At 56.7% G+C, this 21,063-nt stretch carries 18 protein-coding genes; 14 read left to right on the top strand and 4 right to left on the bottom strand.

Annotated elements, in window-relative coordinates; genetic code table 11:
• The first annotated feature begins 36 nt into the window (after positions 1–36).
• The 3 genes from JOE09_RS12850 to JOE09_RS12860 are packed head-to-tail and all read left to right on the top strand — an operon-like array spanning position 37 to position 3,900.
• Positions 37–2,106, top strand: coding sequence for an ABC transporter permease (locus tag JOE09_RS12850; protein ID WP_205066032.1), 2,070 nt, complete (start codon positions 37–39; stop codon positions 2,104–2,106).
• 11 nt (positions 2,107–2,117) lie between these two features.
• Positions 2,118–3,188, top strand: a complete 1,071-nt coding sequence (gene fbpC / locus JOE09_RS12855) for a ferric ABC transporter ATP-binding protein (protein WP_200548074.1) — start codon at positions 2,118–2,120, stop codon at positions 3,186–3,188.
• Positions 3,189–3,207: 19 nt separating this feature from the next.
• Positions 3,208–3,900 carry an amino acid racemase gene (locus JOE09_RS12860; RefSeq protein WP_200560086.1) on the top strand — a complete coding sequence of 231 codons (693 nt, stop codon included), beginning with the start codon at positions 3,208–3,210 and terminating at the stop codon, positions 3,898–3,900.
• Between the two features lie 16 nt (positions 3,901–3,916).
• Here JOE09_RS12860 and JOE09_RS12865 read toward each other — a convergent pair whose 3' ends face one another.
• Positions 3,917–4,543 carry a serine protease gene (locus JOE09_RS12865; RefSeq protein WP_205066033.1) on the bottom strand — a complete coding sequence of 209 codons (627 nt, stop codon included), beginning with the start codon at positions 4,541–4,543 and terminating at the stop codon, positions 3,917–3,919.
• A gap of 464 nt (positions 4,544–5,007) precedes the next feature.
• Between JOE09_RS12865 and JOE09_RS12870 the strand changes: the two genes are divergently transcribed.
• Positions 5,008–6,171: an MFS transporter gene (locus JOE09_RS12870; RefSeq protein ID WP_200560085.1), complete on the top strand. Its 1,164-nt coding sequence runs from the start codon at positions 5,008–5,010 to the stop codon at positions 6,169–6,171.
• Here the strand turns inward: JOE09_RS12870 and JOE09_RS12875 are convergent.
• Complete coding sequence (locus JOE09_RS12875; RefSeq protein ID WP_200548070.1) at positions 6,168–7,088, bottom strand: LysR family transcriptional regulator; 921 nt, start codon at positions 7,086–7,088, stop codon at positions 6,168–6,170. The two genes, JOE09_RS12870 and JOE09_RS12875, sit on opposite strands and share 4 nt — an antisense overlap.
• Positions 7,089–7,214: 126 nt before the next feature.
• Between JOE09_RS12875 and lysA the strand changes: the two genes are divergently transcribed.
• Entirely contained in the window at positions 7,215–8,468 is a 1,254-nt protein-coding gene (gene lysA / locus JOE09_RS12880; RefSeq protein ID WP_200560084.1) for a diaminopimelate decarboxylase, read from the top strand.
• Between the two features lie 95 nt (positions 8,469–8,563).
• On the opposite strand, the gene JOE09_RS12885 is transcribed toward lysA, so the two are convergent.
• On the bottom strand, positions 8,564–8,875 hold the full coding sequence (locus JOE09_RS12885; RefSeq protein ID WP_205066034.1) for a PTS lactose/cellobiose transporter subunit IIA: 312 nt from the start codon (positions 8,873–8,875) through the stop codon (positions 8,564–8,566).
• A 181-nt stretch (positions 8,876–9,056) separates the two neighbouring features.
• Here JOE09_RS12885 and JOE09_RS12890 point away from each other — a divergent pair, with 181 nt between their 5' ends.
• From JOE09_RS12890 to JOE09_RS12910, 5 genes are read left to right on the top strand one after another with little or no spacing between them, the layout of a single operon-like run.
• The gene (locus JOE09_RS12890; RefSeq protein WP_205066035.1) at positions 9,057–10,391 is read left to right on the top strand and encodes a PTS sugar transporter subunit IIC; all 1,335 of its coding nucleotides are present in this window, start codon (positions 9,057–9,059) and stop codon (positions 10,389–10,391) included.
• Between the two features lie 9 nt (positions 10,392–10,400).
• Complete coding sequence (locus JOE09_RS12895; RefSeq protein ID WP_205066036.1) at positions 10,401–11,828, top strand: glycoside hydrolase family 1 protein; 1,428 nt, start codon at positions 10,401–10,403, stop codon at positions 11,826–11,828.
• Positions 11,829–11,838: 10 nt separating this feature from the next.
• Positions 11,839–12,156, top strand: a complete 318-nt coding sequence (locus tag JOE09_RS12900) for a PTS sugar transporter subunit IIB (protein ID WP_205066037.1) — start codon at positions 11,839–11,841, stop codon at positions 12,154–12,156.
• A 38-nt stretch (positions 12,157–12,194) separates the two neighbouring features.
• Positions 12,195–12,968, top strand: coding sequence for an FCD domain-containing protein (locus tag JOE09_RS12905; protein ID WP_205066038.1), 774 nt, complete (start codon positions 12,195–12,197; stop codon positions 12,966–12,968).
• A 2-nt stretch (positions 12,969–12,970) separates the two neighbouring features.
• On the top strand, positions 12,971–13,420 hold the full coding sequence (locus JOE09_RS12910; RefSeq protein WP_205066154.1) for a GNAT family N-acetyltransferase: 450 nt from the start codon (positions 12,971–12,973) through the stop codon (positions 13,418–13,420).
• Positions 13,421–13,471: 51 nt separating this feature from the next.
• Here the strand turns inward: JOE09_RS12910 and galR are convergent, their stop codons facing one another.
• The gene (galR, locus tag JOE09_RS12915) at positions 13,472–14,473 is read right to left on the bottom strand and encodes an HTH-type transcriptional regulator GalR (protein ID WP_205066039.1); all 1,002 of its coding nucleotides are present in this window, start codon (positions 14,471–14,473) and stop codon (positions 13,472–13,474) included.
• 229 nt (positions 14,474–14,702) lie between these two features.
• Between galR and JOE09_RS12920 the strand changes: the two genes are divergently transcribed.
• From JOE09_RS12920 to JOE09_RS12930, 4 genes are all read left to right on the top strand, one after another.
• The gene (locus JOE09_RS12920; protein WP_205066040.1) at positions 14,703–16,976 is read left to right on the top strand and encodes a molybdopterin guanine dinucleotide-containing S/N-oxide reductase; all 2,274 of its coding nucleotides are present in this window, start codon (positions 14,703–14,705) and stop codon (positions 16,974–16,976) included.
• A gap of 397 nt (positions 16,977–17,373) precedes the next feature.
• Positions 17,374–19,089 carry a penicillin-binding transpeptidase domain-containing protein gene (locus JOE09_RS12925; protein WP_205066041.1) on the top strand — a complete coding sequence of 572 codons (1,716 nt, stop codon included), beginning with the start codon at positions 17,374–17,376 and terminating at the stop codon, positions 19,087–19,089.
• Between the two features lie 439 nt (positions 19,090–19,528).
• Positions 19,529–19,717, top strand: coding sequence for a toxin-antitoxin system HicB family antitoxin (locus JOE09_RS26130; RefSeq protein WP_123331027.1), 189 nt, complete (start codon positions 19,529–19,531; stop codon positions 19,715–19,717).
• Between the two features lie 212 nt (positions 19,718–19,929).
• On the top strand, positions 19,930–21,054 hold the full coding sequence (locus JOE09_RS12930; RefSeq protein ID WP_205066042.1) for an efflux RND transporter periplasmic adaptor subunit: 1,125 nt from the start codon (positions 19,930–19,932) through the stop codon (positions 21,052–21,054).
• Positions 21,055–21,063: the final 9 nt, after the last annotated feature.

Raw genomic sequence — 21,063 nt, forward strand, 5'->3', positions numbered from 1 at the left:
GCGCAATCGCTTTCGCTTCAACCTCCGGGGAACACTATGAGTGATGCCACAGCTCTGCGCCTGCCGCAGGGACGGGATACTGTTTTTATCTGGCTGGTGATACTGGTGGCAGGTTACCTGCTACTGCCGATCTTCAGCCTCGACTACGGCCTGCTGGAATCAACGTCTGACGAGATTCTCGCGGCCTACGGCTGGTCGGGTGCCAATATCAGCCAGGCGTGGCTGCTGCTGCCGCTGGTTCTGCTGCTGCGGCCGGTACGCGGCACGGCTTCACGCGGGCGACACCGCTTCGACGCGGCATGGGCGCTGTGCTGCGCCGTCTTTATGGTGGTCAGCGCCGCCTGGCTGGAACGCGGCCTGGGCTACGGCAGCATCGTTATTTTCTGCGCCCTGGGCGGGGTAATGACCGTGGCGCTGTCGCGGCTGGAATGGCTGGGCGGTGACCGCTTTGTTTTAGGCTCGCTGATTGCCATCGTTGCGCTGATTGGCCTGTTTATCATCTGGCCGAGCCTGGCGATCTTCAAACCGATGATCACCGCCGATGACGGTACTTTTGCGCCGCTGCAGTTTATGGCGGTGCTGGGGCAGAAGCATATTCTGCAGGTGATCTGGAACTCCTTCCTGCTGAGCGCGGCGGTTGGCATCGGCTGTACCTTCTTCGGTATGGTGCTGGCGATCTACACCACGCGCATCGCCAAACGCTCGGCGCTGCTGGGGCGGGTGTTCTCGATCCTGCCGATTGTCACCCCGCCGTTCGTTGTCGGTCTGGGTGTGACCCTGATGATGGGCCGCTCCGGCTACGTCACGGAGTTTATGGTTAACTACCTCGGCCTGACCAACACCAACTGGCTGTACGGTTTTACCGGCATCTGGCTGGCGCAGGTGCTGGCCTTTACCCCGATGTCCTTTATGATCCTCGACGGTGCGATCAAAACGCTGCACCCGTCGCTGGAAGAGGCTTCCTACACGCTGCGCGCCAGCCGGCTGCAAACCTTCCGCCGCGTCTTCCTGCCGCTGCTGAAACCGGCGCTGGCCAACTCGTTCCTGATCGTTATCGTCCAGTCGCTGGCGGACTTCAGTAACCCGCTGGTGCTGGGCGGCAACTTTGACGTGCTGGCCACGCAAATCTATTTCTACATTACCGGCGCACAGCTGGACTACACCTCGGCCAGTACGCTGGGCGTGATCCTGCTGCTGTTCTCACTGCTGGTGTTCTGCGTGCAGTATCTGTGGATCGGTAAACGCTCCTACGTCACCATCTCGGGCAAATCCTCCCGTGGCGACGTGCAGCCGCTGCCGGTGTCGCTGGTGTGGTCGGTGACGGCGATGCTGTGGGTGTGGATCGCCTTTAACGTGCTGCTGTACGGCAGCATCTTCTTCGGCAGCTTCACCGTGAACTGGGGCGTGGATTACACCCTGACGCTGGATAACTTCAGCAAGCTGTTCGGTCAGGGCTTCAGTGACGGCGCGTGGCCATCGCTGCTCGACACCCTGCTGTACGCCGGGATCGCCGCGCCGATTACCGCTATCTTCGGCCTGCTGATCGCCTATGTGGTGGTGCGCCAGCAGTTCCGCGGTAAGAAGGTGATCGAGTTCTCCACCATGCTGTGCTTTGCCGTTCCGGGCACCGTGGCGGGTGTTTCCTACATCCTTGCCTTTAACGGCGCGCCGGTGTATCTGACCGGGACCGCGGCGATTGTGATTATCTCGATGGTGATGCGCAACGTGCCGGTCGGCATCCGCGCCGGGATCGCCGGGCTGGGCCAGCTGGACAAATCGCTGGATGAAGCCTCGCTCAGCCTGCGCGCCGGATCGCTGCGCACCGTGCTGTATATCATCCTGCCGCTGCTGCGCCCGGCGATCCTCTCGGCGCTGATCTACAGCTTCGTCCGTGCGATCACCACCGTCAGTGCGATTATCTTCCTCGTTACGCCGGATACGCGCGTGGCCACCTCCTACATCCTTAACCGCGTTGAGGACGGAGAGTACGGCATGGCGATCGCCTACGGTTCGATTCTGATCGTGGTGATGCTGGCAATTATCTTTATTTTCGATGCGCTGGTGGGTGAAGCGCGCGTGGCCCGCTCGCGGGCGAAAACCCGTTAATTAAGGTGCATATGAATACTAACTTCGCGCAAACCCAGGAAAAGAAAAGCTTCGTTGAACTGCGCAACGTGGCAAAACGCTTTGGCAGCAACTCGGTGATTGAAAACCTCAGCCTCGCCATCCCGAAAGGGGAGATGGTGACGCTGCTGGGCCCGTCGGGCTGCGGCAAAACCACCGTGCTGAGAATGGTCGCCGGGCTGGAAAAACCCAGCGACGGGCAGATTTTTATCGACGGGGAAGATGTCACCCATCGTTCGATCCAGCACCGCGACATCTGCATGGTGTTCCAGTCCTATGCCCTGTTCCCGCATATGTCGCTGGGGGAGAACATCGGCTACGGCCTGAAGATGCTGGGCAAACCGAAAGGCGAGATCCGCGACCGCGTGGAAGAGGCGCTGGAGCTGGTGGATCTGGCCGGATTCGCCGATCGCTACGTCGATCAGATCTCCGGCGGGCAGCAGCAGCGCGTGGCGCTGGCCCGTGCGCTGATCCTCAAGCCGAAGGTGCTGCTGTTTGACGAACCGCTGAGTAACCTGGATGCCAACCTGCGCCGCAGCATGCGTGAGAAGATCCGCGAACTGCAGCAGCAGTTCAATATCACCTCGCTGTACGTAACACACGATCAGAGCGAAGCCTTTGCGGTTTCCGACACCGTGCTGGTGATGAACAAGGGGCAGATTATGCAGATCGGCGAACCGCAGCGGCTTTATCGCTTCCCGGCTTCGCGCTTTATGGCCAGCTTTATGGGTGATGCCAACATCTTCGAGGCGCAAATCAGCGGCAATCGCGTGGAGATCCTCGGTTACGCCATCCCGCGCCCGGAAGGGTTTGCGCCGGGCCTGCAGCACTGTACCGTCGGTGTGCGCCCGGAAGCTATCACCCTCGGATTACAGGGCGATGCCAGCCAGCGCTGCACGATTAAAAAAGTCGCCTATATGGGGCCGCAGTACGAGGTGCTGGTGGAGTGGCAGGGGCAGCAGCTGCTGTTGCAGGTCAACGCCACCGAACTCCAGCCTTCACCGGGCGATGAGTTCTATCTCCAGATCCATCCGTTTGGTATGTTTGTGTTACAGGATCAATAACACGGACTGAGGAACGGGAATGAAAACACTGGGACTGATCGGCGGCATGAGTTGGGAATCGACGTTGCCGTACTATCGGGCGATCAACGAAGGGATCAAGCAGCGCCTGGGCGGGCTGCATTCGGCGAAGCTGGTGCTGTGGAGCGTGGACTTCTATGAGATAGAAGCCTGCCAGGCCAGCGGCGACTGGGATAAAGCCGGCCAGATGCTGGCGGATGCTGCGGTGGCGCTGAAGCGGGCAGGGGCCGAGGGGATCGTGCTCTGTACCAATACCATGCATAAGGTGGCGCAGCCGATTATTGACCAGAGCGGCCTGCCGTTCCTGCATATCGCCGATGGTACTGCGGAGGCGATTAAGCGGGCGGGGATGTCGCAGGTTGCGCTGCTGGGGACGCGCTACACCATGGAACAGGATTTTTATCGCGGACCGATGCTGGCGCAGCACGGCATTACCACGCTGATACCCGATGAAGCCGATCGTCAACAGATTAACCGCATCATCTTCGATGAGCTTTGCCAGGGGCAGTTTACCGCCGAGTCTAAATCGCGCTATCTGGCGATTATCGACGGCCTGGTGGCGCGAGGCGCAGAGGGCGTGATTTTCGGCTGTACGGAAATCGGGCTGTTGCTGAACGCCAGCGACTGCCCGGTCCCGGTGTTTGACACCACCGCCATTCATGCACAGGCGGCGGTGGAGTTTATGCTGCGGTGAGCTCCTGACTGACGGATCAGGACTTCACTGCATCATTCAGCCAGTCTTTAAAGCGTGAGTAGGGAACATACAGCGAGACATCACGATAGCGCGGCTTGCCGGTTTTCAGATCGTTAACGGTGTCCGTGTAGCCAACAATCACCCCACCAATTGAATCGTCGGAGGCGTTATACACCGCGCCGCCCGACATTCCCTGCACCACACCGGCGTTGGTGGCGACCACCACGCAGGGTTTTTTGTTCCATTCGTTGACCAGCCCGGTATTAATCAGATTGACTCCGCTGGAGGCCATCGGCATGGCGGAGATAAAGCTGTAGCCGTACATATTCACTTTGTCGCCAATCTTACCGTTGCGGAAACGCGGTTCCTGTTTCAGCCCCTCATTCTTGTGGTAAATCACCGCCAGATCGCACTCCGGGTGCCAGGATTTCACCTCATAAAGCGAAAGCTTGGCGACGTGAGCCGCGGTCAGGCTGTAGTTCGCCGTCAGCGGAATGGTGGTTCCCAATGCCCCGGCACCCAGGATGGTGGGGATGCCGGTTACCGTCATATCGACCCGTTTTTCAGCTTCACTGCTGTACTGATACTTCCCTACTGAACATCCGCCCAGACAGGCGGCTAGCAGGCAAATAACCACTCTCATCGATAATCCCCAATGATTAGTTGAAAAGATAGCCGGTGAAGTAAGCGTTTCTGCATAACGCCTTCGGCTATCCACAGCAGTAATTTCATATTGTTAACGAACTCATTAAGCCTAACGGCAACGGGGGAGATCGCAATGAAATGGTATGGAATTTCCAAAAACCAGGACTTTTCCGCAGGAAAAAACATTAGCTAGTGTTATGTGTTTGTTCACGCCAGGTGAATATTTCGCCATGTCATTAATATCCGGCGTTTTTTTCGCTTACGTTTGCAGCGGATGTTGGGGAGCTAATTATTGCTGATTTGGCAACACACCCTTGCCTGCGCCGTGCTGTAAGCGATTCCTCGCCTGTGTTTTAATGTCGTTCTGTGACCTTCGTCGCGTATCGCGTAAAAAATATTCACCTGACGATAATGGCTCTCCACGTAGAGGGCTGAATTCTGACAATCCTGGGAGTGTGTGAAATGCCTGTTTCATTACTGGCACTGGCGCTGAGCGCCTTTGCTATTGGCACCACCGAGTTCGTGATTATGGGGCTGTTGCCGGAGGTCGCGAGCGATCTGCAGGTATCGATCCCGTCTGCGGGCTGGCTGATCAGCGGCTATGCGCTGGGCGTGGCGATTGGCGCGCCAATTATGGCGCTGCTGACGGCGAAACTGCCGCGTAAACGTACGCTGATCCTGCTGATGGTGATTTTTATCATCGGCAATATTCTCTGCGCGCTGGCCTACAGCTATAACCTGCTGATGCTCGCCCGCGTGGTTACCGCGCTGTGCCACGGTGCCTTCTTCGGTATCGGTGCCGTAGTGGCGGCAAGCCTGGTGCCGCCGGGCAAGCAGGCGTCCGCCGTGGCGCTGATGTTTACCGGCCTGACTCTGGCCAACGTGCTGGGCGTGCCGCTGGGCACCTGGTTTGGTCAGCTGTTCGGCTGGCGTGCCACCTTCTGGGGCGTGTCGGTGATTGGCGTACTGGCGTTTATCGGCCTGATTGTCAGCCTGCCGACTAATCGCAATGAAAAGCCGGTGGATCTGGCCAGCGAATTCAGCGCGCTGAGCAGCGGCAAGCTGTGGCTGTCGCTGCTGATGACGGTGTTTTTCGCCGCCGCGATGTTTGCGCTGTTCAGCTATATCGCCCCGCTGCTGCTGGAAGTGACCGGAATTACCGATCGCGGCGTCAGCTGGACCCTGTTCCTGATCGGTGCCGGTCTGACCGTGGGTAATACCCTGGGCGGCAAGCTGGCGGACTGGCGCGTGTCGTTCAGCCTGATCCTCAGCTTCTCGCTGATTGCGGTGTTCTCGCTACTGTTCAGCTGGACCTCTCACGCGTTGTGGCTGGCGGAAATCACTCTGTTCCTGTGGGCAATGGCCACCTTTGCCACCGTGCCTGCGCTGCAAATTAACGTGGTACGCCACGGTAAGGATGCGCCGAACCTGGTGTCTACGCTGAATATTTCGGCGTTTAACGTCGGTAATGCCCTAGGTGCCTGGGTTGGCGGTGCGGTGATCGGCGGCGGCTATGGCCTGACGGCGGTGCCGGTTTCTGCGGCGGTGCTGGCGGCAATCGGCCTGATTATCTGCCTGGTCACCTTCCGCGGTTCCCGCGCGCAGGGGCAGCCGGTTAGCGCTTAATTCAGCTGCTGCTCCAGGCGCTGGCTGAACAGGCCGATATGCTGCTGAAGATGTTCACTGAAGGCATCAACCAGCGCCGACGCGGGCCGGTGGCGCGGCCTGATTAAACTGACGGTGAACGGCACTTCCACGCTGAAGCGCCGCATCACTACTCCGCTGTCGGCGTAATCCAGCGCCGTCAGCGGATTCACAATCGACACGCCCACTCCCGCTCTGACCATCGCGCACACCGACGCCGCGCTGTGCGTTTCCATTACCATCCTTCGCTGCACGCCCTGTTCGTTAAACAGATTATCCAGCAGCTGGCGATAGCTGTCGGTACGCGACAGGCTGATATAATTTTCGCCGGCAAAATCCTGCGGCGTCAGGCAGTCGCGACGAGCCAGCGGGTGGTCCTTTGGTAGTACACAGACTTCATTTTGCGTGAACAGCGCTCGGCGCTCGGTCCCGGCGGGCGTATGGCTGGTTTCGGTCAGCCCTAGATCGTAACGCTGTGCCGACAGCCACTCTTCCAGCAGCGGCGACTCCTGCGGGATGATATTCAGGCTGACTTCCGGGTACTGCTGCATAAACGGCTGGCACAGCAGTGGCAGCAGCGACTGGGAGAAAACCGGCAGGCAGGCGATGGAAAGCTCGCCCTGACGAAACTGTCGCAGACCCTCGGCGGCGCTGATAATTCTGTCCAGCCCGTACCAGGAACGCTGCACCTCTTCGAACAGCCGCAGGCCCTGCACGGTGGGCTGCAGGCGTCCGCGCACCCGTTCAAACAGCTGTAATCCAATCAGTTTTTCAAAGCGTGCCAGCTCGCGGCTGACGGTCGGCTGCGAGGTGTGCAGCAGTGCGGCCGCCTCGGTGAGATTGCCGGTGGTGATCACGGCATGAAAAATCTCAATGTGGCGCAGGGAGACTCCGGCCATCGCTTTCTCCACGGGAAGACAATTCAGTTAACCCATATCATGGATGAATAGACTGCGATAAAACAGATATTTTTATGCCGTCAGGAGATGTGGCGTAATAGCGTTATTCACTTATGGAGAACCCTTATGCCACGCCTGCTGACCGACACCACTACCGCCCTGAATCAGGACAATCTTTTAGCCCTTGCTCGCCAGACGGGCGGCCCGGTCTGGGCTTACGACGCCAGTATCATTGAGCAGCGCATTGCCCAGCTGCAGCAGTTTGACGTGGTGCGCTTCGCCCAGAAGGCCTGTTCGAATATTCATATTCTGCGCCTGATGCGTGCCGCGGGTGTGAAGGTCGATTCCGTATCGCTGGGTGAGATTGAGCGCGCGCTGGCGGCGGGCTATCAGGCCGGCGGCGACGAGATCGTCTTTACGGCCGATCTGCTGGATGAGCCAACCCTGGCCCGCGTGGCGGAGCTGAAGGTGCCGGTCAATGCCGGTTCTGTCGACATGCTGCACCAGCTGGGTGCCGTATCTGCCGGGCATCCGGTCTGGCTGCGCGTTAACCCGGGCTTCGGCCACGGCCACAGCCAGAAAACCAACACCGGCGGCGAGAACAGCAAGCACGGTATCTGGTTCGGCGATATGGCACTGGCGCTGGAAGCGGTTCAGCGCTATCAGCTGAAGCTGGTCGGCATTCATATGCATATCGGTTCGGGCGTTGACTACAGCCATCTGGAGCAGGTGTGCGACGCGATGGTGGATCAGGTGGTCAGCTTCGGTCAGGATCTGGAAGCGATTTCTGCCGGTGGCGGTCTGTCGATTCCGTATCGTTTTGGTGAAGAAGCGATCGATACCGATCACTATTTCGGCCTGTGGGATGCCGCCCGCCAGCGCGTGGCAAAACATCTGGGTCACCCGGTAAAACTTGAGATCGAGCCGGGCCGTTTCCTGGTGGCCGAGTCGGGCGTGCTGGTCAGCCAGGTGCGCGTGGTGAAAGAGATGGGCAGCCGTCACTTCGTGCTGGTGGACGCGGGCTTTAACGATCTGATGCGTCCATCCATGTACGGCAGTTATCACCACATTTCCGCGATTGCCGGCGATGGCCGTCAGCTGGACGAGCAGAATACCGTCGAGACGGTAGTAGCGGGTCCGCTGTGCGAGTCGGGCGATGTGTTCACCCAGCAGGAAGGCGGCAAGGTGGAAACCCGCGCGCTGCCGGCGGTGAAGGTAGGGGATTATCTGGTGTTCCATGATACCGGTGCCTACGGTGCGTCGATGTCGTCGAACTACAACAGCCGTCCTCTGCTGCCGGAGGTGTTGTTCGAGAACGGTCAGCCACGGCAGATCCGTCGTGCGCAGACCGTGGCGGAGCTGCTGGCGCTGGAGCTGTAATCCGGCCTGTGGGCTGACCGGAAAGCCGGTCAGCCCCTGCGCCAGCGTGGTTCTACAAGGGGGCGATCGTTTTTACTTTCGCCCCACGTCAGTTTTCATCCCGCAAACATCTCTTTCCTCAGCAGCACAATCTCTTCGGCCAGATCGCGGCACAGCATGGCATTCATCAGATGATCCTGCGCGTGCACAAGGATCAGCGTCACCGGCACTTTGCCGCAGCCCTCATCCGCTCCAATTAACTGCGTCTGGATTTTATGCGCACCGCGTGAAGCCTCTGTGGAGGCCGCCAGTGCTTCATCTGCTCCCTGCCAGTCGCGCTTGCGTGCAAGCTGAATAGCACTCATGGCGTGGGATCGCGCTTCACCTGCATTGATCAGCAGCTCCATCATCGTCTGTTCAAAATCCATCACAACCTCTATTGGTATGCCAAAATTGGTTTATACATCCTATTGGAATACCAGTGATCGCTTCTGAGAGTTTTATCACAGTAAATAATCACCGGTTGTTTATTTTTGGTATGCCACTACAGCGGAAGTTGCACAAACATCAATGCCGGGATGCCTGACCCCTTACCTTGAGGATTCACCCATGTCTCTACAGGATCGGCTAATCGACTCTCTGGGGAGTTTTGCCACCAAGTTCAACAGCTATCGCTATATCATGGCGATCAAGGCATCGTTTATTACTCTGATGCCGGTGATTATCGTCGGTGCCTTCTCGGTGCTGATATCCAATATGGTGCTCGACGGTAAGAATGGACTCGCCAGTTTTCAGGCACTGTCGTTCCTGGCCGAACTGAAGCCGATTACCTCTAGCATCAACTACGCCACGCTGAGTTTCCTCAATATCGGTGCAGTCTTCCTGATTGGCATTGAGCTGGGGAAAATCAACGGCATTAAAACCCTGTTCCCCGGCCTGCTGGCGATCATCTGCTTTATTGCCGTCACTCCCACCACGCTAAACATGATGGTCAACGGCCAGATGCAGCTGGTGACCGATGTGCTGGCAAAGCAGTTCTCCGATACCAAAAGCCTGTTCCTGGGCATGTTTATCGCCATTCTGTCGGTGGAGATCTACTGCCGACTTGAGCATGTTGACCGCCTGAAAATTAAAATGCCGGATACCGTGCCGCCCAATGTTGCCGCTTCTTTCTCGGCGCTGATCCCGGCGATTATCACCGTTTCCGCTATCGCCACCCTGGGTTTTATCTTCCACCGCTTTACCGGCATGTATCTGTATGACGCGGTGTACAAAATAGTGCAGGAGCCGCTGGAGTCGGTGGTGCAGAGCCTGTGGGGCATCCTGCTGCTGATGTTTGTTGCCCAACTGTTCTGGGTGATTGGCATTCACGGCAACCAGATGGTGAAACCTATCCGCGAACCGCTGCTGCTGGGAGCGATTCTGGTGAATATGAACGCCTTCGAACAGGGAATAGAGGCGCCGAACATCATCACCATGCCGTTCTGGGATGTGTATATGAGCATCGGCGGGTCCGGACTGACCATCGGCCTGCTGAGTGCGGTGATGCTGGCAACCAAACGCAAAGAGATGCGCGAAATAGCCAAACTCTCATTTGGCCCCGGTCTGTTTAACATTAACGAACCGGTGATTTTTGGTATGCCGATCATGCTCAATCCGATCCTCGCGATACCGTTCATCATTACTCCGCTGATCACGGGGTCTATCGGCTACTTTGCCACGGTCACCGGTTTCGCCGGCAAAGCGGTGGTGATGGTGCCGTGGACCACGCCGCCAATCATCAACGCCTGGCTCTCCACCGCCGGGTCGATGGGGGCGGTCGTCACGCAGATCGTTTGTATCCTGGTGTCGATCCTCATCTATATCCCGTTTGTCAAAATTGCTGCTCGCCGCGCAGAAGCCGCTGAAGCGCAGACGCTACAGCCTGAGCTGGCGAAAAATTAAGGAGTGAAAATGAGTAAGGTTAATATCCCCATCCCGGCTGATTTTATTCTCGGCGCTGCGGCCTCAGCCTGGCAGACCGAAGGGTGGAGCGGCAAGAAAGCGGGGCAGGATTCCTATCTTGATGCCTGGTATCAGCAGGACCGCCACGTCTGGCATGACGGCTACGGCCCGGCGGTCGCGACCGATTTTATCAACCGCTATAAAGAAGATGCGGCATTGATGAAAGCGGCAGGGTTGACCCATTACCGCACCTCAATCAACTGGTCACGCTTTCTCACCGACTATGAAAACGCCGTGGTGGATGAAGAGTACGCGGCGTACTACGACAGCCTGATTGACGAGCTGCTGGCCAACGGCATCCAGCCGATGCTGTGCCTGGAACATTACGAACTGCCCGCCACGCTGCTGGAGCAGTACGGCGGCTGGGCGTCGAAACATGTGGTCGAGCTGTTCGTGCGTTATGCAGAACAGGTATTTGCCCGCTATGCGCACAAGGTCACGCGCTGGTTCGCGTTTAATGAGCCGGTGGTGGTACAGACGCGGGTCTATCTTGATGCGCTGCGCTGGCCGTATCAGCAAAGTACCGACACCTGGATGCAGTGGAACCACCATAAAAATCTCGCCACGGCGAAAGTGGTGCAGCTGTTCCGTGCGAACGGTTATCAGGGCAGCGTCGGCACAATCCTCAACCCGGAAGTGACTTATCCCCGCTCCGGCGCCGCGCATGATGTACAGGCGGCGGAGATTTACGATCTGTTTTATAACCGTGTATTTCTCGATCCGGCGATTAAAGGCGAGTACCCGCAAGCACTGCTGGCGCTGCTGGAAAAACATGGTGTGAACTGGCAGGTCGATGAGCAGGAACTGGCCATTATTCGCGCCAACCGCGTCGATGAAGTCGGTATCAACCTCTACTATCCGCATCGCGTGAAAGCGCCCTCACGAGCCTGGCATCCGGAAACCCCGTTCCATCCGGCTTATTACTTCGAGCATTTTGAACTGCCGGGACGGCGGATGAATAAATCACGGGGATGGGAGATCCAGCCGCGTATCATCTGGGATATGGCGCAGCGTATGAAGAATGAGTACGACAATTTCCCGTGGTTTATTGCCGAAAATGGCATGGGGATCGAGAACGAAGCGCAGTTTAAAAATACCGACGGCGAGATCCAGGATAACTATCGCATCGAATTCATTGGCGAGCATCTGTATCAGGCGCTGCTGGCCCGTGAAGCAGGCATCAACTGCCAGGGGTATATGCTGTGGGCCTTTACTGACAACGTATCGCCGATGAATGCGTTTAAAAACCGCTATGGACTGATCGAGATCGACCTGAAAAACCAGCGCCAGCGGCGGATGAAGAAATCTGCGCACTGGTATCGCCAGCTCAGTGACAGCCGCCAGCTCAGCATTGAGCTGGATGATGAAGCCAAATAAGGAGTTAATCATGCAAAGAATCGTCCTTGCCTGTGCAGCAGGCATGTCTACCTCCATGGTGGTGACGCGGATGGAAAAAGAAGCAGCAGCACGCGGACTGGAGTATCAGATCTACGCTATTCCCGAACAGAACCTGCGTGACGAGTTGGAAAACAACGTGGGTGAAGTGGCGGTGGTGCTGCTCGGGCCACAGGTGCGCTTTAAGCTGGAAGAGAACCGCAAACTGACCGACAGCTACCAGATCCCCATCGCGGTCATTGATTCGGTGGCTTATGGCACCCTTAACGGCGTAAAAGTACTCGATCAGGCGCTGGCTTTGGTAAACTAGCGCCAATCAATACGGATAATGGCTCAAAAGGTGGTTTTGTGGACAAAGGTGCGCCTGCGCAGGAAAAAAAGCAGTATCAGGAAATCGGCCACGATCTGCGCCAGCAAATCATTGATGGTCACTATCCGGTTGGCTCGCGTTTGCCGCCGGAGCGTAACATTGCCGAAACCTGGGGCGTTAGTCGTACCATTGTGCGTGAAGCGCTGCTGATGCTGGAGCTGGAGGGCACGGTGGACATTCGCCAAAGCTCCGGTGTCTATGTGATGCGCATCCCATCGGAGAGCAGCGACGAAGAAGAGGCCTTCTTCCGCAGCGACGTCGGGCCGTTCGAGATGCTGCAGGCCCGCCAGCTGCTGGAGAGCAATATCGCCGCTTTTGCCGCGAAGATGGCGACGAAGGCGGATATTGAAAACCTCAAGCGCACGCTGGAGCAGGAGCAGCGCGCTATCGCCATGGATGACAAAAGCCAGGACAACGACAAGATGTTCCACCTGCTGCTGGCCGGGGCCACGCAGAATCAGATGCTGCTGGATACCGTCAACAGCATCTGGCGTCATCATGAAAGCAGCCCGCTGTGGCAGCAGCTGCGCGGCCATATTGAAACCCGCAGCTACCGGCTAAAGTGGCTTGGCGACCATCAAACCATTCTCGCCGCGCTGCGCCGTCGTGATGTGATGGGGTCATGGCAGGCGATGTGGCAGCATCTGGAAAATGTCAAACACAGCCTGCTGGAACTGTCCGATGCCGATGCGCCAGATTTTGACGGCTATCTGTTTGAGTCGGTGCCGATTTTTCAGGGCAAGCTGGTATGACGCTGCGCATCGTGCCGCTGAGTGCGGTGCCGGAAACGCGCGAAATCATCACCGACTGGCTTTGGCAGGCGTTTGGCACCGATAACAGCCGCGACTTTTTTGCCAGCGTCATCGACAGCAGCCTTGCGGGAAGCGATCTGCCAATCACCTTTGTGGCTCTTGACGGTGAGCGCCCGGTGGGAACGGTGGGGCTGTGGCGCTGCGATCTGGTCAGCCGCCAGGATCTGTTTCCCTGGCTGGCAGCGCTGTACATTGATGAAAGCTGGCGCGGGCGGGGGCTAAGCGAGAGGCTGCAGCAAACCATTGTCGATTGCTGCAGACAGCGCGGGGATGCAAATCTCTATCTCTACTCTGCCTGCATGGGTTACTACGAAAAGTTCGGCTGGCGCTATATCGGTGATGCGCTGGACTATCCTGCGACCACCGTACATCTTTACGCTAAGTCTTTGTAGTCAGACGCTGAACCGCTGAACCGCTGAACCGCTGTCGCAGTCGCTTTTGGTTCAGGCTGGCGTTCCCACTGAATGACGGCGCACCAGCGTCGGGCTGAACAGATGGGTCACTTCCGGCAGCGGCTGGCCGTGAGCCAGGGCCAGCGCCAGCATGGCAGCCTGCTGCGCCATGGTGATAATCGGATAGCGCACGGTCGTCAGGCGTGGGCGAACGTAGCGTGACACCAGCACGTCGTCGAAGCCGATCAGCGAAATCTCTTCCGGCACCCGCACGCCGTTATCGCTCAGCACCGCCAGCGCACCCGCCGCCATCGAATCGTTATAGCAGGCCACCGCGCTGAAGGTCTTTCCCTGGCCAAGCAGCTCGGTCATCGCCGTTTCACCGCCCACCTCATCCGGCTCACCGAAAGCGACCAGCCGATCGTTGCAGGGCAGGCCGTGTTCTTTCAGTGCATCGTAGTAGCCCTGCAGGCGGTCGCTGGAGTCAGAAATTGAGTGGGTAGAACAGATAAAAGCAATATTCTTATGCCCTTGCTGGATCAGATGGCGGGTGGCCAGCCAGGAGCCGTAGCGGTCATCCAGCGCAATGCAGCGCTGTTCATAGCCCGGCAGCACGCGGTTCAGCAGTACCATTCCCGGGATCTGTTTCATCAGGCCGATCAGCTCTTCGTCCGGGACTTTTTTTGCATGCACCACCAGCGCCGCACAGCGGTGGCGAATCAACTGTTCAATGGCCTGGCGCTCTTTTTGCTCATTATGGTAGCCGTTGCCGATCAACAGAAAATTACCGGTATTCCATGCCACTTCATCGACAGATTTTACCATTGCGCCAAAGAAGGGATCGGAAACGTCCCCGACCACTAACCCAATGGTTTCCGTGGACTGCTGCGCCAGCGCGCGGGCGTTGGCATTCGGATGGTATTTCAGCGACTCCATCGCCTGCGTCACCGCCTGGCGCGAATTTTCACTGGCCTTAGGGGAGTTATTGATGACGCGAGAAACGGTTGCTACCGACACCCCCGCGAGTCTGGCGACATCCTTTATGGTAGCCATAGGGTCCAACCTTTCTGGGTAAGCGTTTACATTGCAGTAGTGTTGCGGAAAGCCGCAGTGACTGCAAGCCTGGAGAATGCGCCGGATGTCGCAAAGCTGAGGATTTTCCTCTTTGAGTGCGCCTGATTGCAGGCCGTTCGTTCTGATAAAGTGAACACGGTTTCACTCCGTTACTGAGCGATGCTATTCTGAGTTTCCAGAAAAACTGACACCATGACCGGGTCCTCGCATGACGTTAAAAAAACTCCCTCACCTTGCCCACTGGGGTGCCTTCAGTGCCGTTGTTGAAAATGGCAAACTGCTGCGCTGTGACCCCTTTTTCGCTGACCAGGACCCGTCACCGATGCTCAATACCATTCCGGAACTGGTCTATTCGGATAAGCGTATCCGCCAGCCGATGGTGCGCCGCTCGTGGCTGAAGTCGCGTGAGAAGAGCGATCGTACTCTGCGCGGACGCGAGGATTTTGTCGCAGTGGATTGGGAAACCGCGCTCGATCTGGTTGCCGAGGAAAACCGTCGGGTGCGCGACCGCTACGGCGCCAGTGGGATCTTCGACGGTTCCTATGGCTGGTCATCGGCGGGCCGCGTTAACCATGCCCGCACGCTGGTGCGCCGCTTTTACAACCTTGGCGGCGGCGGCATTGATCAGCAGGGCAACTATAGCTGGGGTGCCGCGCAATTCTTTTTACCTTATGTGATTGGCACCTATATGCCGCTGACCGGTCGCGTTACCGACTGGCCGGATGTGGTCAAACACTGTGAAGTTTTTATCGCCTTTGGCGGGCTGGCGCTGAAAAACGCACAGGTTGCCTCCGGCGGAGCGGGCGAGCACAGCCTGAAGCCCGCGCTAGAGCAGCTGGCGGCAAAGGGCACACCGGTCATCAACATCAGCCCGATGCGTGACGACTGCCCGGAGTTCGTCAATGCTGAATGGATTCCGATCCGCCCGAACACCGACGTGGCGCTGATGCTGGCGTTAGGATTTGAAATCGAGCGCCTGGGTGCGGTAGATAATGCCTTCCTGCAGTCGCACTGCGTGGGTTATCCACAGCTCAAAAGTTATCTGCTGGGGCAAAGCGACGGCCAGCCGAAAACGCCGCAGTGGGCCAGCGAGATTACCGGTATCCCGGCCGCGCGCATCGCGCTGCTGGCAAAGCAGCTAAGCGGCAAGCGCAGCTTTATTACCTGCTCTTACTCGGTTCAGCGCGCCCATCGCGGCGAACAGCCGTACTGGATGATGATTGCCCTGTCGTCAATGCTGGGTCAGCCGGGCCTGCCGGGGGCCGGTTTCTCATTTGGTCACGGCTCCATGAACAGCGTCGGCAATCCGCGTATTGAAGGCCCGTCTCCCCTGATGTCTACCGGAGTTAACCCGATTGCGCACCGGGCGATACCGGTTGCCCGTATCAGCGATATGCTGCTTCAACCCGGCGAGGAATATACCTTCCAGGGCGAAACGCACACCTATCCGGATATTCATCTGATCCACTGGGCGGGCGGCAATCCGTTCCACCATCATCAGCAGTTGAACCGCCTGGTCGAGGGCTGGCAGCGCCCGGATACGGTTATTGTGCAGGATATCGTCTGGACCCCTGCGGCGCAGATGGCGGATATCGTTCTGCCGGTAACCACCACCCTTGAGCGCAATGATATCGGCGGATCGTCCAAAGATCGCTTCGTGCTGGCGATGCATCAGGCGATTGCACCACAGCATCAGGCGCGCAACGACTTTGATATCTTTGCCGATCTGGCCGAGAGGCTGGGGTATCGCGACACCTTTACCGAAAACCGCAATGAAATGGAGTGGATCAAACATCTCTACCAGCGCTGCGCGGTGGCCCACAATCACAAGGGCATCGACTTCCCGGAGTTCGAAACATTCTGGGAGGAAGGGCACGTGGAGATCCCGCTGCCGAAGGAAGACTGGGTATTTATGGCTGATTTCCGCGCTAATCCGGTGGCCAATCCGATTAAAACCGCCAGCGGTAAAATCGAACTCTTTTCGGAAACGATTGAGGGCTATCAGCTTGCTGACTTTGGTCCGCATCCCGAATGGCGCGAGCCAGCCGAGTGGCTGGGATCGGAAGTTAAACAACGTTTCCCGCTGCATATGATTTCCATTCAACCCGGCGACCGTCTGCACAGTCAGCTGGATGCGACGCCAACGGTGCAGGCCAACAAAACGGCCGGGCGCGAAACGCTGTGGATGCATCCGCAGGATGCGGCGGAACGCGGTATCAGCGACGGTAACGTGATTGAAGTCAGCAACGATCGCGGCCGCATTCAGGCCGGCGTGCGCCTGACGGAAGGCGTCAGTCAGAACGTGGTGCTGATTTCCACCGGCGCCTGGTTCGATCCCGGGTTTGGCAAAGCCTGGCGGGACTACGATCGTGCCGGAAACCCTAACGTACTGACGCTGGATATTGGTACTTCGTCTTTAACTCAGGGACCGAACGCCATGAGTTGCCTGGTGGAGATTCGCAAACTGGCTGAAGTGGCCTGACGGGATGAAGGGGGTTAGCCTGAATGTTGGCGATTCATTGCTAAAACCCCTACAAATCACATAGCTGGTTACATTTTGCGGGTAACTGTTGCGATTCCTGAGTAGCGAGCCGATGCGGCGGATTGATACAGTTCAGATCCCAGAGGTATTGATGGGTGAACATCAAAAAGTATTTATCGCTTTGTTTCACCGACCTGCGCAGATGCGCAGGTTTTTTTTGCCTGTAATCTAAGGGTTTTCTTACAGGTTACTGATTTTATTCATCTTTTTTTCTGAACTTTCTGCATGACTTCTCCTCTCGCTCAATCACGATCTGAAACACTGTTTGCCTGTTAACTCCGAATCATTTTTTGTATAAACGCCAGAGAGTTATCACGCACCCTGTTCTGGAAAAAACATGCCTCCCTTGAAAAGATCGCTGACCAAATCTCAGCCAGCCCCGACGTTAAATCCCGTTCGATTCCGCCTTGTCTGTGTGGGCGTGCTGGCATGCCTGGGTGTTTTGCTCGCGCGGGTGGCTGATTTACAGTTGATTAACCATCCTATGCTGGAAAAAGAGGCGGATGAACGCTCGCTGAGAACCGTTACCTTACCGACCAACCGTGGGACCCTGCTCGACAGGAACGGTGAAGCGCTGGCGCTCAGCGTGCCCTCGCGCGATGTGATTGCCGATCCGCAACGAGTTTTAGAAGCGCATCCGGACTTTACCAGCGCCAAGTGGGCCTATCTGGCTAATGCGCTGGAGCTCAGGCCGGAGGAGATCGCGGCACAAATTAATGCTAATCCCAATCGTCGCTTCCTTTATCTGGGCAGAAAAATCGAGCTGGGTATCGCGAAAGATATCTCCAAACTTCATCTTACCGGTATTACCACTGTTTATGACGACAGCCGTTTTTATCCTATGAGTGAGGCCACCGCGCCGCTTATTGGTATCGTTGGTGCAGACAGCAGCGGGCTGACCGGGCTGGAGAAAGGATTCGATAAAGTCCTGCAGGGGACGCCCGGCGTGGAGAAATATCGCCAGGACGCCAACGGCAATATTGTGGCAATGATTAACTACGAGCCGCCTCAGCAGCCGCCGACGGTGCAGCTGAGTATTGATAAGTTCGACCAGTACACCCTTTACAGCAAGCTGCGCGATGGCGTACTGCTGAATAAGGCGGACTCCGGTGCGGCGGTGTTGATCAAAATCGATACCGGCGAGATCCTCGGTATGGCCTCTTATCCCTCATTTAACCCGAACAATTTTGCCAAAGTATCGCCCGCGCAGATGCGTAACACGGCGATTAATGACAGCTACGAGCCGGGCTCAACGGTTAAACCGCTGGTGGTAATGGAAGGGCTGATCCGCAAGCTGGTTCGCCCGGACTCAGTGCTGGATACCACCCCTTACCGGGTTAACGGCCATCTGATCCGCGATGTTGGCCACTGGTCACGATTAACGATGACCGGCATCCTGCAGAAATCGAGTGATATCGGCGTGTCGCATATCGCACTGGCGATGCCTGCAGAGGTGCTGGTGAATACCTATCAGTCGTTTGGCCTGGGTAAACCGACCGGCCTTGGGCTGACCGGCGAAAGCGTCGGCTACTTCCCCCTGCACCGTCAGCGCTGGGCGGACATTGAACGTGCAACGTTCTCATTCGGCTATGGTTTACGTGTAACGCCGCTGCAAATTGCGCGCGAGTACGCCACCCTGGGTTCATTCGGCGTTTATCGCCCGCTGTCGATCACCAAGGTGACACCGCCGGTGTTAGGTACGCGGGTTGCCGATCAGGATACGGTCAAAACCGTGGTGCATATGATGGAGAGTGATGCGCTCCCTGGCGGCAGTGGGGTGCGCGCGGCGGTGCCGGGCTATCGGCTGGCAATTAAAACCGGTACGGCGGAAAAAATGGGTGACAGCGGCAAATATGACGGCGGCTATATCAACTATACCGCCGGCGTGGCCCCTGCCAGCAATCCTCAGGTGGCACTGGTGATTATGATTAACCACCCGACCGCCGGGGATCACTTTGGTGGCTCGGTGGCGGCACCGGTATTTGGCAATATTATTGGTCCGGTGCTGAAGCATATGAATATCGCGCCGGATGCACTTTATAACCCGGGTTAGGAAAAACCTCAGGATGTTCAATATGTAAAGAAATGAGCGGCCGGTCATGACTGGTTGCATTTAGCGCCATTCATTTGCTTTTGTTTGCTGGTTTCAGGATCGGCTTCTGGTGACAATAGCAGTCCCAGAGGTATTGATTGGTGTGAATACAGTCTGCTCCCGGCGGACTGCACCCTGTTCAGTTGCACCAACCCACGCGGATGCGTGGGTTTTTTTTTGTCTGTATCTTCAAAATCTTACTCTTTGTTTCAATCCAGAAGAACGCTCACAACTTTCAATATTCTGTTTACATCTTTCACCTGAATCCACCAAAGAAATAATTGCATTGAGGCTAAGCTGCCCCCAGCACCGTCAGCATCGCATTCTGTTAACGGTGTCAGCCCCTTGATGGTGTTGGTAGCGCGACAAGGGGCGTTCTTATTCCCAGGAGCTGATTACTATGCCGAAACTTAAAGACAGGACGCCTAAAGTCGGTGGACGTTCAGCAGCCTTTCAGCTGCGAATACATCCTGAGCTTCATGCTCAGATTAAGTCGTTGACGGATGATGACAACATTACCCTTGCATGTTGGCTCAAGGAACTGGCCCGGCGAGAGCTGCGTCGCCGGGGAATTGAGCCCAGAGGCTGATCAGATACAGCCTGCTAATTGTCAGCCAGCAGGCTGTAACCAACGTACTGGTGACCCAGCGCTAAAGGGGCCATTCAACGCATTAAGCAAACACATTTGACGTAAGCCCAGCCGTGTTAAGGCTTAGCTTAGCTCCCCGGTATGTTATTAACTCACCTTGAGAATAGTCACTCTCGTTATTAAATTTAAAGGTTATGGTAAGAGATTAAATTATGAGATCAACGATCCTTCCCCTATGTCTGGTTTTTATGCTTGCAGGCTGCGATCAGGGAACCAAAGACACCACGGTAAAACCGATCAATGTTGGTGTTACAACACTCAAAAGTCAGCCGGTAACGCTATTTACACAACTTCCTGGCAGGACGACAGCGGTCAGGACGGCCGAAGTGCGGCCGCAGGTTAGCGGTATTATTCTCAAACGTCTGTTTGTTGAGGGAAGTGACGTTAAGGCCGGGCAACCCTTATATCTGATCGATCCCGCCAGTTACCAGGCGACCTACGACAAGGCGCTGGCAACACTGGAAAATGCCCGCCAGTTGGCGACGCGCTACAAACCGCTGATGGAAGCCAGAGCCGTCAGTAAACAAAGCTATGACGATGCCGTTGCCGCGGAAAAGCAGGCTAAGGCAGAGTTAGAAATTGCTCAGGTTAATCTCAACTATACCAACGTTCGTTCGCCGATCACCGGCCGAATTGGACGCTCGTTATATACCGAGGGCGCATTGGTGACCAATGGCCAAAGCAATTACCTCACTACTATCCAGCAGCTAGACCCGATCTACGTAGACGTCAGTGAATCGTCGTTGCAGTTACTGCGTCAGCGGCGCGCGCTGGCTGAAGGCCGATTACAGGCCGTAGGGGACAATGCCGCAGCCGTTAAGCTGACGCTGGAAGATGGTTCGGACTACGTCCATATGGGCAAGTTGGAGTTCTCGGAAGTGACTGTCGATGAAACTACCGGCAGCATTACGATGCGTGCATTTTTCCCGAATCCCAATCGTGATCTGCTGCCGGGTATGTTTGTACACGCGGTTCTGCCTCAGGGTGTTGCTCATCAGGGAATACTGGCGCCGCAGCAGTCCATTATGCACGACCCTAAAGGCCGTCCTTATGTCTACAAAATTGGGGCAGATAATAAAGTGGTTGAGCAGGCTATTAAAACCGGCGAGATGATTAACGGCCAGTGGTTGGTCACTGAAGGGCTTAAGTCGGGCGATCGGGTTGTTGTTGATGGATTACAGCTGGTCCGTAATGGCAGCCTGGTTTCGCCCAGTGAGCATCAGCCTAAAGTCTTTAAGCGGGCTAACTTAACCACTGCCGATCCCTCAGCGCAGTAAGGAAAACGG

Source organism: Pantoea coffeiphila, from assembly GCF_016909495.1.
Taxonomy (GTDB): domain Bacteria; phylum Pseudomonadota; class Gammaproteobacteria; order Enterobacterales; family Enterobacteriaceae; genus Erwinia; species Erwinia coffeiphila.

Bases quoted from the DNA above. Each gene is read 5' to 3' on its own strand.
- JOE09_RS12850 (WP_205066032.1), top strand. From the start codon at position 37: ATGAGTGATGCCACAGCTCTGCGCCTGCCGCAGGGACGGGATACTGTT.
- fbpC (WP_200548074.1), top strand. From the start codon at position 2,118: ATGAATACTAACTTCGCGCAAACCCAGGAAAAGAAAAGCTTCGTTGAA.
- JOE09_RS12860 (WP_200560086.1), top strand. From the start codon at position 3,208: ATGAAAACACTGGGACTGATCGGCGGCATGAGTTGGGAATCGACGTTG.
- JOE09_RS12865 (WP_205066033.1), bottom strand. From the start codon at position 4,543: ATGAGAGTGGTTATTTGCCTGCTAGCCGCCTGTCTGGGCGGATGTTCA.
- JOE09_RS12870 (WP_200560085.1), top strand. From the start codon at position 5,008: ATGCCTGTTTCATTACTGGCACTGGCGCTGAGCGCCTTTGCTATTGGC.
- JOE09_RS12875 (WP_200548070.1), bottom strand. From the start codon at position 7,088: ATGGCCGGAGTCTCCCTGCGCCACATTGAGATTTTTCATGCCGTGATC.
- lysA (WP_200560084.1), top strand. From the start codon at position 7,215: ATGCCACGCCTGCTGACCGACACCACTACCGCCCTGAATCAGGACAAT.
- JOE09_RS12885 (WP_205066034.1), bottom strand. From the start codon at position 8,875: ATGGATTTTGAACAGACGATGATGGAGCTGCTGATCAATGCAGGTGAA.
- JOE09_RS12890 (WP_205066035.1), top strand. From the start codon at position 9,057: ATGTCTCTACAGGATCGGCTAATCGACTCTCTGGGGAGTTTTGCCACC.
- JOE09_RS12895 (WP_205066036.1), top strand. From the start codon at position 10,401: ATGAGTAAGGTTAATATCCCCATCCCGGCTGATTTTATTCTCGGCGCT.
- JOE09_RS12900 (WP_205066037.1), top strand. From the start codon at position 11,839: ATGCAAAGAATCGTCCTTGCCTGTGCAGCAGGCATGTCTACCTCCATG.
- galR (WP_205066039.1), bottom strand. From the start codon at position 14,473: ATGGCTACCATAAAGGATGTCGCCAGACTCGCGGGGGTGTCGGTAGCA.
- JOE09_RS12920 (WP_205066040.1), top strand. From the start codon at position 14,703: ATGACGTTAAAAAAACTCCCTCACCTTGCCCACTGGGGTGCCTTCAGT.
- JOE09_RS12925 (WP_205066041.1), top strand. From the start codon at position 17,374: ATGCCTCCCTTGAAAAGATCGCTGACCAAATCTCAGCCAGCCCCGACG.
- JOE09_RS26130 (WP_123331027.1), top strand. From the start codon at position 19,529: ATGCCGAAACTTAAAGACAGGACGCCTAAAGTCGGTGGACGTTCAGCA.
- JOE09_RS12930 (WP_205066042.1), top strand. From the start codon at position 19,930: ATGAGATCAACGATCCTTCCCCTATGTCTGGTTTTTATGCTTGCAGGC.